We start from the raw sequence: 13,489 nt of genomic DNA on the forward strand, positions 1-13,489 counted from the left end.
TGTCTCCGCATTCGGTTCATTCTCATTCAAGGACGGTTCTTGTGTCGATCGATCAATGGAGTCAGCAAAACGAATGGCTCAATTCTTATCAAACGGCGTTGCAAACGGTGACGCATGGTTTGATTCAAAACCTTTGCGTCGACGCCGAAGTCGAAGCGGTCAGGGTTCGAGGGACGGCAACGTCGTATTATGGCGTTCAGCTTGCGATTCACGCCACGCGGCAATTTAGCCGCCAACACGCCCTGTTTGCCTGGACGGAGCTTTCGCTGGAGGTTCACGGGCGATCGTTGCGGCTCGTCGTTCCTCACCCACCCAAGCGAACTCGATTGCACGCAACGTTAACTCCCCGCGACACGCGACAACGGGCGTTGACGTCGTGGCGGCAGCACGAGCGTGTTTGAGCTCTCGTCTTAGCCGTCGTCCTTTTCAAAAAAAGTTCGACAACTTCCCTGTTCTTGGCAAATTACGATCACTTCCCCGCTCATCTTCGTGTCTAGCCAATGAGTTTGGTCCAGCGGTTGCAATGGGAAGCAACGGCCGTGGGGCATTGACGCGATTGAAAGAGGAATGCACCGCTTTGTGCGCGTTGATCACTGTGGTCGCGTCTTCCGTTTTGATGTTGCTGAGCTGCTTGGCGACCCCCTTTTCAGTTTTCTTTTTCTTCAACATCACCCCCGATATGGAACACTCCCGTGGCCACTAAGAAAATTGTCATCACTCGCAATGACTATGAGCGACTCGATAAAGTTCTGGCCAGTGCCTTCACTCGAGCGATCAGTGACAAGACTAGCTTGAAAGATTTGCGCGGCGAATTGGATGCTGCCAAAGTCGTTGAGTCGCAGAAAGTGCCACCGGACGTGGTGACCATGGATTCGATCGTAAAACTCCTCGATTTGGAGACCAAAGAGATCGAAACTTATACCCTCGTTTATCCTGAAGAGGCTAACATCGCCTCCGGCAAGTTGTCGATTCTGGCTCCGATCGGTACTGCGATTCTTGGCTGTCGGACCGGTGATGTGGTGCGTTGGAAGGTACCAAGCGGGGAATGCAAAATGCGGATCGAAGAGATTGTGTTCCAACCCGAACGCGAAACGATGCCCACCTAGCAGAGCGGTCCTTCGCAAGCCAAAGCAGGGGCCGTTGGCCCCGTGGTGAGGTTCATCCGGCCGCTGGATTGTGACTGATAAACCAGACCAACCAAATCACGCATCTCTTCATCCGGCGGGACCGGTTTCTCACCGCCCTCGCTTGGCGAGTTGGTCTTAGACGAGTCCCAGAGCCGAGGCGTTAGCGGCAGCGTCGATTATGTGAACCGCGTTGGTTTTCTGCGATCCTTGCGGAGGGCCGTGACGAGCGGGCCAACGGACAACCCGACGGTTCGTAAAATCGCTGTTGCGTGCCCCGCCGAATGTTTTCATAACGATGGGAACCAGACTCGTTGGTGGCGATTGGGATAAATCAGCTACCCCTTGTGAGGTGAGCGTTTATGGGGTGTCGGTGAGCGAGAGGTGCAAAACGGGCGCAGCGAACCAGCGTTCGATTTTGCGGTCACGATGCGCCACTGATGCGATGCGCCCCATGAAACACGCCCCATGAAACACGGGCGATGTAACGCGATGCGTTGCCTAGTGTGTGCAACCCGAGGGGGACCGTTACGACCATCCGTCAGGGGAGTCCAGACGGCATTGCCAGATCCAACGGCCCTGATCTAACGGCATCGTCGCATGTGGGTTTTGATGGTACATTGCCACCGTCAATCCGATCCGCACTAGCGCGTGGAGGTTGGCGAGAAGGGTGCAGGGGATTTCGTAGAGCAGGGTGAGACCGACGTCAAAAAAAGCCTCGTTGACGCGGATTAGCGTTGACGGCAATCAGCGTGCTCCGCTGATCCATCCCGATTTCATTTACAGACAAGTGTCCGAATTCACGAACCAAGTTTGAGTATGATTGAATCAACAGTGCACGACGGTGAAGGTCGTGATCCAAAGGTGCCCGTTCGTGACGCTTCCACGCTAATGCCCAAGCAACCGATTGACCGTCTGGTTCGTCCGGTTGCTCATTTTCTACATATCGAAGCCACCAGCGGCATCGTGCTGATGATTTGTACGGTGGTCGCAATCGGTTTGGCGAATTCGCCTTGGGCGGACTCTTATTTGAGCGTTTGGAAGACGGAGGTGGGCTTCTCGTTCGGATCCTGGGAGTTCCAACATTCGCTGCGTCACATCATCAACGACGGCTTGATGGCACTCTTCTTTTTCGTGATCGGATTAGAAGTCAAACGCGAACTCGTGCATGGCGCTTTGGCCGATATTCGCAGTGCGATACTGCCAATTGCAGCGGCGTTGGGTGGGATGGTGGTCCCGGCGGGCATTTATTTGGCACTGCAATACGATCAACCGGCCGCGCGTGGTTGGGGGATTCCGATGGCAACGGATATTGCGTTTGTGGTCGGCTGTTTAGCGTTGTTGGGTTCGCGGGTCCCGAATAGCTTGCGTGTGTTATTGCTATCGCTTGCGATTGTTGATGACATCGGAGCCATTATCGTGATTGCGATTGGATATACAAACGATTTGGATCTTCGGTTCTTGATGCTCGCGGGTGTCGGTATTGGGATCGTTCATTTCTTTTCGCGGGTTGGTATTCGCCGGTTTCCTCCGTACATCGTCGCGGGTTTGGTTGCTTGGTTTGCGTTCCACGAGTCGGGCGTTCATGCAACCTTGGCTGGGGTCATTTTGGGATTGATGACTCCCGCTAAAGCAACGATTGTGCCGAGCCATTTTTATGAGTACTTGAACAGCACAAGCGAGTCGTTTGGAGGCGGAGATTGGACGTCATTCAAGGGCCGGGCTGCAAAGGTACGCGAGGTTCAACGTTTGACGCGTGAGACGGTTTCGCCACTGGAGTACCTCGAAACGACGCTCCACCCGTGGAGCAGTTTTCTGATCATTCCCGTCTTTGCACTGGCCAATGCCGGCGTGCCGTTTGAATTGGCAAATGTCAGTGACCCGGTCGCCATCGCGGTGGTTTTAGGATTGCTGGTCGGCAAACCGGTCGGAGTGCTGTTGTTCAGCGCGGTGACGGTTTGGTTGGGATGGGCCAAAATGCCCGAGCGACTGACTTGGCGAATTTTGACGGCAGGCAGCTTTTTGGCGGGCATCGGATTCACCATGGCGTTGTTCATTGACGGTTTGGCGTTCGGTGACGAAGGTTTCGATACGGCCAAGACCGGCGTCTTGATAGGATCAGGTCTCAGCGCCGTGTGCGGTATGGTGCTGTTGCTGGTGATGCTTCCCAAAGCGGGCGTCTCTCGTTCCGAGGCGAGCTAGAGGTCGCTTGGGGTCGCCGGAATTTGAGTGCCCGCGACCCGCCGTGGTCGAAACGAGCTCGTTGTGTTGGCTTAGCCATGCCGACGATAGTGCCCTAGGGAGTGTTTTTCTACGCCTGGTTTGATGTCGCAGGATTCCCCAGCGACGCGCTGCGGTGGATTGCGCTGCGGTCAATTGGCACGCGCCAGCGATTGCCTCGCTGGCCGTTTGGCTCAGCAAAGGCGGGCCGAAGCCGGCGGGGTGTCGTGATCGACGCGCCAGCCTGTTTGGCGGACGAACGAGTGGAAAAGTCGCTGCGGTTTACGTATGCTGTAGCGCAGAGGGGCGAGCATGACTTCGGCTCTCGACAAGTGTCCCGCCGTCACCCTGTCCTTTGTTTCCGTGTTTACTAGCCTTCGGTTGGTCCGGATTTTCTTTGCGTCTTCGTTGTTTCCGTCTGCACGTCGTTGGGCGGTGCGATTAGAAGACGCTGTATCGAGAGCCATGGACCGTTAGCAAACTCGTTCGTCTTCGGGAATCGTCTTCGGGAACGAACGATGTTGTCACGCGCATCGAGCGGCCACTTGTGAATTCTAAATGGACACCGTGATCCTTCCTTCACCCTGCAAGAGATACCATCCATGCGATTGACCCTGCTCATTTCCGTTTTTACCGTCGGTTGTCAGCTTGGCCTGTTTGCCATCGAAGCAATCGCCAACGAAGCCATTATCGACGCCAGCAAGTTTTCCACGCTTCAGGAAGCTGCCGATGCCGTTCCTGCATCGGGAGGAGTGCTGCAGATCCCACCGGGGACGCATGAGATTAGCGAGCCGCTGGTGATCAAAACGGGTGACACACGCATCGTTGGGGTCGGCGCCGCGTCGCACATCGTCAATAAGAATACCGAGGGAAAGCCTGCGATTTTGATCCAAAACCCTGCCTATTCGGGTAAAGTCACGCCTTCGAAAGAGCGTTTGTGGCGAGTCAGCGTCGCCGACTTACGCGTTACCGGAAATGAGAAAAGCGGTGCGGGAATTGAGGCTCGCTATATCGAAGAGATCATGGTTCATGGCGTGACAAGCAGTTACCACGGTGGCGACGGGTTGCATTTGTATTTCTGTTACGAAGACCCTCGTGTGAGCGATAATTTGTTCACCTACAACAAAAATTGCGGTGTCTACATCGAGGGCGGACACGACATCATCGTTTCAGCCAATCATTTCGAGGAAAACCAGGACGGAGTCCAGTGTATTGATGCCTACAATTTGACGATGACGGGGAATAATCTCGATGACCATTTAGGCAATGGCGTTGTCATCGAGAACACCTATGGATCGGTGATCACGGGAAACATGATCGAAGAATGCCAAGGTTGGGCAATGGTGCTGGACCGCGATTGTTATGGCATTACGCTCTCGGCCAACGTGATCGCGCACGATTTCGCCGGAGGCATTGATCTGCGCGACGCGCATGGTTGTGCGATTTCAGCCAATACCTTCACGATCGTCAAAAATGCGGCCGTCGCGGTACGAAGTCACTCCGCGAGCATCACGATCAGCGCTAATAATTTTTGCGACACCTGGATCGGAAACGACGCCGAGGGTAAGCCGTTGCAACGACGAAAAAACAAGCCGACCAAGTTGGAAGCGAACCCCAACGAAGCGACTGGGATTCTATTGGAAAATTGCAAGTCCGTGGTGATCTCAGGCAACTTGTTTTCGCGACTCAGCAGCGAAGCGGTGACTCAAGTGGGTGAGTGTAAAAAAATCCTGCTCAACGGCAACGGCATGTTCACGGATGAGTGAGCGGTTGTCATCAGAACGGTCGACGAAGAAACGCTGGCAGGTTAGTGCGCGATGCGGTCTGCGTAGGAGAGCTCACGCGGACCGGTGAACTCGCTTGGTCCTGCCCTTTTAGGGTGACAGCGTTAAACGGGGGCACACCCGCGATTGACTCTTAAGCGGGTAAATCATTCAGTTTGAGTTTGAGTTCCTCCGCTAATCGCTCAGCCGCTTCGACAAGCTGAGCGTGGACTGGTTCGATGTCGTGTTGATCGGTCGAGTGCCCTTGATCTTCGAGTTGTTGAGCCGATTGGACGACCGTGGGAGCGCCGAAATATCCAGCGGCACTTTTCAGCGTGTGGGCCGCACGCGAGAGTGCATCGGCATCGCCGGAGTCCAGTGCCGCTTGGATTTTGCCGAGCAGTTGTTGTGATTCTGCCAAGTAAACATTCGCCAGCTCGCGGGCCATTTCCTCGCTATCACTGGTTTGTTTGAGCGTCCATGCCCAATCGAGTTGCGATCCATCGTCGGCTGGCGACGGCGGGGCTGGCGACGGCGGGGCTGGCGACGGCGGGGATGGCGACGGCGGGGATGGCGAAGCGGTGGGCGTGGAACGAGAGGTTGGCGGCGTGTCGATCGCGGAGCTCGATTTGCTGCACGAGTCCTCCGGGGTGCTCCGAGCGAGGACGCGTTGTAGCTCCAGCGAGTCAAAGGGTTTGGAGATATAGTCATCCATCCCAGCGGCGAGGCATCGCTCGCGGTCTCCTTTCATTGCGTTGGCGGTCATCGCGACGATGATGGTGTGTCGGCCGTCCTTCGCTTCCCGTTTTCGGATGGCCGCGGTTGCTTCGATCCCGTTCATCTCGGGCATCTGGATGTCCATCAAAATCAAGTCAAAGGCTTCGCGTCTCGCTGCTTCCACAGCTTCGCGTCCGTTATTCGCAATCACCACCTCGTGTCCCCATTTTTTTAGAAATCCGGTGGCGACGCGCTGATTGACCACGCCGTCTTCGGCCAGCAGGACCTTGCATTGGAACACGGGACGTTGCGTCGCAGTGGAGCTCTGCGGCGCTGCGTTGGTCGAGTCTGGTTCGGTCACGCCCATCACGTCGAGCACGACGCTGAGTAATTCTGACGCCATCACCGGCTTGGTCATGAATCGCACAATCCCGGCCTGTTGCAATCGTTTCGGCTCCATCCCGCTGGCCGACGACGATAACATCACAATTTTGATCGGCGACTTGGCATGCAGACGCGATAACTTCTCAGCGAACTGGATTCCGTCCTGGGTCGGCATGTGATAATCCAATAGGATCAAGCGAAATGGTTCGCCAGCTCGATCCGCGGCACGAAACTTCTGCAGCGCTTGTTCGCCGTCGGATGCCAGTTCCGCGTCCAGCTTCCAATGAGCGAGCATCTCCTTCAAGATTCGCCGGTTAGTGGGGTTGTCGTCAACGACAAGCACGCGAGTGCCCGCAAGCCGTGACAACTCGGCGGGGCGACGTGGTGTTTGATCGGCTGCGATATCGAATTGAACTAAAAAGTGAAATGTGGTACCCACGCCGGGAGTGCTTTGTAGCCACACTTGTCCTCCCATCATCTCAATCAACCGTCGCGAGATCGTCAAACCCAAGCCGGTGCCACCGAAGCGTCGAGTCGTCGAGGAATCGACTTGCGAAAATGCATCAAACACCTTTTTCTGTTTTTCATACGGGATGCCAATTCCGGTATCCCGCACCGTGACGTGCAGTGAGGCGGTTTCGGTTGTCACATCTTCGCCGCTAACGTTAACAACCACCTCGCCCGCTTCGGTGAACTTGAGTGAGTTGCCAACAAAGTTCACGATGATTTGCCGCAAGCGTCCCGGGTCACCGACGAGTCGGAAAGGGATCGCGGGATCGATTCGGGCCGCTAACTCGATCCCCTTCTCTTCGGACTTCAACAGGAACAACTTCATCGCCTCGCCAACACAATCGCGCAAGTCGAATTCAATCTGCTCCAATTCCAAACGGTCGGCTTCGATTTTCGAGAAATCGAGAATGTCGTTAAGCAGTCGTAACAGTGAATCGGCGGACTGGCGGATCAAACCCAGGAACTCCTGTTGTTCCTGTCCAAGCTTGGTATCCGAAAGTAGTTCCGCCATGCCGATGATGCCGTTCATGGGAGTGCGGATTTCATGGCTCATGTTTGCTAGGAATTCGCTTTTGGCGCGGTTTGCGGATTCCGATTCGATCCGCGCTTCCTGCAGTGCGGCATCGGTGCGGTTGAGCGACGCCGCGTTCCACCAGATCAACGCACCGAAGACCACGATGTTTGTTAACACGAACAGCGACAACCCCATCAATTGGTCGAACCAACCTTGTGCTTGGCTCCACCAACACAGCCAACCGATCACGGCGGGAGTGAAGATGGCGGCGGGGAGCATTCGCCGGGCCATCAATCCTCCGGCGCCCCGGGCCGTCACGATTGACATCAGCCCTTCGGTGGGCCGCACACACAAAATCCCGATACAGAGAATCGCAAAACTGACCGCGGTGTTGAGTGCCATCGGGATGTAAGCTTTGATGCCAATCAAGCTGACCGAGCTGTAGGCATAGCCAACGATTGCTAACAGCGAGACAAACGCTGCGGATAGCGTCAACCCTTCGGTCACGTGATGACGCCAGCGCCCGAGAAGGTTCGTGAAAACGATTGCCAGACCACAGAGCAATAGATTCAACGCCGTATTGGGCGCCATGCGGTTGGGGATTTCGTAGGCATCAAGCTTCGTCGGAAATAGCCATCGATCGGGGCCCCAGTCGAAGTCCTGGTTGTAGCCCAGGATGCGGCCCAGCGCGAGCAAGGCGGCGAGCGTGGCAAGTGCTATAGCCCAACGTTGTGAAACCGAAATGGATGCCTTCAGCCCGCCAGGGCGTTGCGACAGCCATAGTGCCGTGCCACAGAGCAGAAATCCGATCGCGGTACCACCTGGATTCATTGCCACTTTGCCAGGCAGCACGGTTTTGAGCGGCTCGAGATCAAGCGTCCAGCCGATCAGCACGAGCAGACTGATCGTGATCACCGCCACGCTTGCGACGCGGGATGCCCGGTGAAATCTTGCGATCAATTTTGGATCGTGAAATTTTCCCAAACGATGAGCCTTTTCAAGAGACCTTGCCCGCTATGCTACCATGCCAGCGAAGTGCATGGGGGTTTTGCAAGCACGAATATGACGCCGTTCTGCGGCAACTCGAGGTCGATTCCGGTTCCGGGAAAAGGACCTCCGACCCGTTGTCACCATCCTGCATGGGGTTTGAGCGAAAAGGATGACGAATCTTCATGCATGATTACATCTGTAGTGAATACGGAATACAATGGTCCCACGACACTGATCTGACGCCCACCTTTATTCGTCATATCAGGTCGCCAGAACACGCGTTGTTGCGGAGGTTCGACGAGAGATGTCAGGGCGAAGTAATGATGTGAGCCGAGCTCATGTCGCCGAGCGATTGAGTCGCTTGCTAGAAGAGCTCAGCGATGCGGAGCTCGATCAGCTATCCCGAATCATGGCGTCGGATGAAGGGCTCTGCAAAGGTGACCCCGATTCGTCATTGGCGGACGAATGTTTGGCAATCGTCGCGAGTGATGAACGCACCATCATTCGGCTTGTTCGATTGCGTCAATTGCGTTTCGAAGAAGAGAGTCTGGAAGTGGATTTGCTTAACCGTGTGCTCGATCGGGGCGCATTTACGCGTGACGCCGACGGCATGTCTTTTGATCAATGAAAGTGGTTCCCATGAAGCGAAATCGTTGGATGATGTGTTCACAAAAAATGAACCGAGCCGGTCACGGCAAGTCTAAAGGGATGCGAGCCCGATGGTTGAGCGCGGTAGCGGTCATCTTTTGCGCCGCGTGGGGCCAACGTGTGGAAGCGGCCGATGCGGCCGTTTTTAGCGCCGGAGCAGCAAAAGTCGCGATCACCCCGTCGATGGGGATGCCAATCGTTGGCAATTGGACGAGGCCGACAGTATCGAATATTCACGACGACTTGCACGTTCGTTGTCTTGCGCTCCATGACGGCAAGACCACGATCGCGTTCGCAATCTGCGACAGCGTGGGGATTCCACGCGAGGTCTATGACGCGGCCAGAAAGTTCATTGATGCTGAGACGGATGTGCCATCGGCGAATGTCTTGATGTCCGCGACCCATACCCATTCCGGTGTTTCCGCTGGGGGGAGCCGAGAGGTGGATGGCGTCTTGGTGCTCAGCCCTTACCAGACCTTGGTCGCTCGGCGGATTGCCGACGGCGTGGGGCAAGCGATCGCGCGGATGCAACCCGCTCGAATCGGATGGGGCGGAGTGGAGGAAGCGTCGGAGGTTCATAACCGCCGTTGGTACGTCAAGGACGCACGCTTGCTTAGCAATCCGTTTGGAGGGGTGGATCAGGTGCGGATGAACCCGCCCGCAGGAAGTTCCACGTTGATCGAACCTGCCGGGCCAATCGATCCCGAGGTTTCCTTTCTGAGCGTTCAAACGCTCGATGGGAAGCCCCTCGCCCTACTTGCAAACTACTCGTTGCACTACGTCGGTGGCGTTCCCGCGGGTGATGTTTCGGCGGACTATTTTGGGGCCTTTGCAGAAAAAATTGGCAAACATCTTGGAGTCGATCCGGCCGATCAAAGTCAAGAAAATACACCGTTCCTTGGGATCCTGACCAATGGAACGAGCGGGGATATCAATAATATTCCGTTCAAGGATGGAGGGCCGAAGCATGCGCCGTACGAAAAAATTGAACAGGTCTCGGAGTTGATCGCCAAACGGGTCGCGACCGCGTATCAGTCGATCACGCATCATGATTGGGTCCCTTTGACTGCGGCGAGCGAGGAATTAGTCTTGCAGATGCGAAAGCCGGATCCTGAGATGCTACGTTATTTTGCAAGTCTTCAGGACGAAGGACGAGATCCCGCCAGCATTCACCGGCTTTCGAAAAACTACGCTAAACGCGTGCAATCGCTGGCCGAGGGCCCCGAATCGACGACCGTGTTGCTACAAGCGTTCGGGATTGGTGATTTGGGCGTGACCGCTATTCCATTTGAGGTGTTTGTCGAAACGGGCCTGGATCTCAAGGAACGCAACCCCTTTGCCGACTCGTTCACCATCGAACTGGCCAACGGCAGCTACGGTTATTTGCCCACGCCTAGGCAGCACAAATTAGGCGGTTACGAAACATGGATGGGAACCAATCGTGTACAACTTGACGCTTCTGAACGGATATCTGAAGTGTTGTTATCATTGTTAAATAAGATGAGTCAAAAATGAAGTGTTTCCCGATAATGATCCGTTGGCGATTTAGCTCGGTCATTCCATTGGCGTTTCTTGCATTGAGCGTCCATGCGGAACAGCCAGCCGAAGTGCCCGCCAAGACAGCGGTCGATCGTGCATCGGTCGATGCTGCAAAACATACGCCGGAGAACTCGGCCAAGCAGTTGAAAGTGCGAGAGGGGCTTGAAGTCCGTTTGGCGGCAGCGGAACCCGATGTCGTGGATCCTGTGTCGGCGGCTTGGAGCACGGACGGCAAATTGTGGGTTGTCGAAATGTCCGACTATCCCATGCCCAAACCAGGCCAAACCGAACGTCATGGCCGTATCCGTGTGCTTTCGGATCGCGATGCGAGCGGTCGATTCAAGTCGTCGGTGACCTTCGCCGATGGACTTGATTTTGCCACCGGTATTTTGCCGTGGCAAAACGGCGCGATCGTGACGTTGGCGGGTGAGATCGTCTACCTGCGTGACGACAATGGAGACGGACAAGCGGACACACGCGAGGTGTGGTTCAAAGGTTTTACCACTGGAAATGAACAACTGCGCGCGAACCATCCTAGGCTCGGCCCTGACGGTTGGGTGTACGTCGCCAATGGACTACGCGGTGGCGAGATCATCGCGGTCGACCCTCGTTTTCGTGCCAGCAAGACGCCACTCAAGCTGCAGGGACGCGATTTTGTCTTCGATCCGCATGGCGGCGAGTGGGGAACCGTTTCGGGTAACAGCCAACACGGTTTGACAATCGATGGTTTCAATCGACGATTTGGATGTAGCAACCGTAATCCGGCAATCGAATCCGTGCTGTCGGCCGATGTGATCGATCGCGATCCGTTTTTGACGCCGGGCGATGCGATCGCCGATGTCGGCAAGTCGGGGTTTAACTCCGAAGTGCACCCGATCAGCAACGCTTGGACGACTAGCAATTTGCATGCAGGCCAATTCAGCGCCGCTTGTGGTGTCACCGCTCCCGGTTGGGCGATTGATGATACGTCGGAGTGGTTGTTGGTTTGCGAGCCAACCGGCTCGTTGGTCCAACGCCAACGAATGCATTGGGGCAACGGCACATGGAAGAGCGAGCGTGAAGCGAACGAGGCCGAATGGTTGGCCAGTTCGGATGACTGGTTTCGCGCTGTCGATTTGGTGCCGGACGTGGACGGCGGGGTGCTTGTCGTCGATATGGTTCGCGCTGTGATTGAGCATCCCCATTGGGCGCCGATTGAATTGCAAAATCGTCCCGATACCTGGGATGGCAAGGAACTCGGTCGGATTTGGCAGGTGCATGTGCCCAACAAACAAATCAAGTCGGTGGCGGTACGCGACGATGCAAGTGCACTTGAGGCGATCGTTTCTGAAGACCTGTTGTCGAGAATGCTCGCGTCCGACCACTTGCTCGCTCACTACTCACCCGCCGCGCCGCCGCAGGCTAACGTGATCGATTCACTCGCTCGCTTGCTGAGCGATTCTGCTGTGGCGGGCGAGTCGAAGGCGCGCATCGCGATGTTGTTGAACCGATGGGGCGCGCTGACACCAACGCAACACGCCTCGCTATTGGGTGAACAGGATGACCGAGTGCGAGCGTTAGCCATCAAAATGCGACAAGGCAACCGCTTTGACGGCAATCCTGTTTCGTCGACGGCGATGCTGTTTTCTGCATTTGACGATTCCGCCTTGATCGTTCGTCAAGCGGCACTCGAAACGCTAGTGGCGTCGGTCGATGCATCGGAGTTGAATGATGCGAAGATCTCGCAACTGGTTTCGCTGGCGATTCGTGATCGCGAGGCCCCTTGGGTCTTGAAATTGCTCACCGCGCTGCCGAACGAGTTTGCCAGTGAACTTTTGTCCGCCAGTTTGCCTACGCCACAGAGTCGGGCGACCGCGGTGATTCCAACGTCGGTATTCGAAGGTTGGATGCGTCGCGTCTCGGCGAAAGATCCTCAGCGCGCGACCGAGTTGTTAGTCAATTGGTTGTCCGAAGCGATGCCCACGGGCGCTGCGGCGGATCAAGCGACGCAAGCGTTGGTGATGCAGATGGCTGCGGCGTGGAGCAAGGGGGGCGGTGCGAAGGGCACCACCTCGTTGTCCAAGGAAGCGGCGGATCGCATCACGGCTCTCGACTCGTTGGCCGCCTCGATCGCGATTAACGACAAGCATGCTGTTGGAACCCGTTTGGATGCAATCGAGTGGTGTCGCAAACAGCCTGAGTTTGCGACCGAATTGCGAGCGCTTGTGGATAAGGCTGTGGACACCACCGTCCGTGCCGCGGCGTATCGGGTGCTGATGCAGCGAGACACCGAGTGGACTAAGCAGCAGGTGCTCGATCAAGCGGAATCGATTTCGCCCACCGACCGCGTGGCCGTGGTCACTGCGGTACGCGGAAGTGTTCAAACGGCAACTTGGTTATTGACCGAGATTGGCCAAGGTAACCTGCCTCGGACCTTCGTCGATCCTTCGTCGATGGATTGGTTTCGCAGGCATTCGGACGCCGATCTTGCCAAGCTAGGACGCGAAACGTTCGCTCCGGCTGGCGATGTGCTCGAAGTACTTCGTGAATATGAGTCTGCGGCAAAGGAAATTGAAACGGCCGACGTGGTGCAAGGCAAGGCATTGTTCGCCCAGCATTGTGCTAATTGTCATCGCATCGATGAGGTCGGTCACGTGGTGGGTCCCGATATCAGCGATAGCCGTACCAAGACGCCGGAAGCATTGCTTGCCGCCATCCTTGACCCCAGTGCGGCCATTGATGCCTCTTATGCGAGTTACAGCATCCTAACGGTCGATGGCGAAGCGGTCAGCGGATTGCTCGCCGGAGAATCAAGCGATTCCGTGACGCTGGTGATTCCAGGCGGACATACCCGGCGATTTGAGCGTGAGGATATCGAGATCTTCCGCGCTTCGAGTGTTTCGCTGATGCCCGAGGGGATGCAGCGGGTGATGAATGTGGAACAGATGCGAAATCTGATCGGCTATCTGAAGCGTTGGCGTTATTAGTCGAAAAACGACGGTTTCTCGACGTTAAATGCTCTCTCTCTCCTCACATCGTCACGAGGAGAGAGAGTGTCGGGTCAGCGAGCTAAAGCTGGCAATCGGCGTGTTTCGCATCCA

The 13,489-nt window shown here is 55.9% G+C and carries 9 protein-coding genes; 7 read left to right on the forward strand and 2 right to left on the reverse strand.

Annotated features, from left to right (window positions below):
• Positions 1-41: 41 nt before the first annotated feature.
• Positions 42-401: a hypothetical protein gene (locus Pla52o_RS24610; RefSeq protein WP_146597297.1), complete on the forward strand. Its 360-nt coding sequence runs from the start codon at positions 42-44 to the stop codon at positions 399-401.
• Between the two features lie 25 nt (positions 402-426).
• On the opposite strand, the gene Pla52o_RS24615 is transcribed toward Pla52o_RS24610, so the two are convergent.
• Positions 427-669: a hypothetical protein gene (locus Pla52o_RS24615; protein ID WP_146597298.1), complete on the reverse strand. Its 243-nt coding sequence runs from the start codon at positions 667-669 to the stop codon at positions 427-429.
• Positions 670-692: 23 nt separating this feature from the next.
• Here Pla52o_RS24615 and rnk point away from each other — a divergent pair, with 23 nt between their 5' ends.
• The 3 genes from rnk to Pla52o_RS24630 all read left to right on the forward strand — a co-directional run bounded on the left by rnk (position 693) and on the right by Pla52o_RS24630 (position 5,110).
• A complete protein-coding gene (gene rnk / locus Pla52o_RS24620) occupies positions 693-1,106 on the forward strand; it encodes a nucleoside diphosphate kinase regulator (protein ID WP_146597299.1) in 414 nt (137 codons plus the stop codon).
• Between the two features lie 909 nt (positions 1,107-2,015).
• Positions 2,016-3,326, forward strand: coding sequence for a Na+/H+ antiporter NhaA (gene nhaA / locus Pla52o_RS24625; protein ID WP_146597332.1), 1,311 nt, complete (start codon positions 2,016-2,018; stop codon positions 3,324-3,326).
• Positions 3,327-3,946: 620 nt separating this feature from the next.
• On the forward strand, positions 3,947-5,110 hold the full coding sequence (locus tag Pla52o_RS24630; protein ID WP_146597300.1) for a right-handed parallel beta-helix repeat-containing protein: 1,164 nt from the start codon (positions 3,947-3,949) through the stop codon (positions 5,108-5,110).
• A gap of 151 nt (positions 5,111-5,261) precedes the next feature.
• Here Pla52o_RS24630 and Pla52o_RS24635 read toward each other — a convergent pair whose 3' ends face one another.
• Positions 5,262-8,216, reverse strand: a complete 2,955-nt coding sequence (locus Pla52o_RS24635; protein ID WP_146597301.1) for a response regulator — start codon at positions 8,214-8,216, stop codon at positions 5,262-5,264.
• 331 nt (positions 8,217-8,547) lie between these two features.
• On the opposite strand from Pla52o_RS24635, the gene Pla52o_RS24640 reads away from it, so the two are divergent.
• Genes Pla52o_RS24640 through Pla52o_RS24650 form a run of 3 tightly spaced genes read left to right on the forward strand, consistent with a single transcriptional unit; the run spans position 8,548 to position 13,375 of the window.
• Positions 8,548-8,850 carry a hypothetical protein gene (locus tag Pla52o_RS24640; protein WP_146597302.1) on the forward strand — a complete coding sequence of 101 codons (303 nt, stop codon included), beginning with the start codon at positions 8,548-8,550 and terminating at the stop codon, positions 8,848-8,850.
• Positions 8,851-8,861: 11 nt separating this feature from the next.
• Positions 8,862-10,385, forward strand: a complete 1,524-nt coding sequence (locus tag Pla52o_RS24645; RefSeq protein ID WP_231612634.1) for a hypothetical protein — start codon at positions 8,862-8,864, stop codon at positions 10,383-10,385.
• Positions 10,382-13,375 (forward strand): PVC-type heme-binding CxxCH protein, encoded by a 2,994-nt coding sequence (locus Pla52o_RS24650; protein WP_146597303.1) that lies wholly within the window; start codon positions 10,382-10,384, stop codon positions 13,373-13,375. Before Pla52o_RS24645 ends, Pla52o_RS24650 begins: the two co-directional genes overlap by 4 nt.
• Positions 13,376-13,489: the final 114 nt, after the last annotated feature.

The organism is Novipirellula galeiformis (assembly GCF_007860095.1).
GTDB lineage: Bacteria > Planctomycetota > Planctomycetia > Pirellulales > Pirellulaceae > Novipirellula > Novipirellula galeiformis.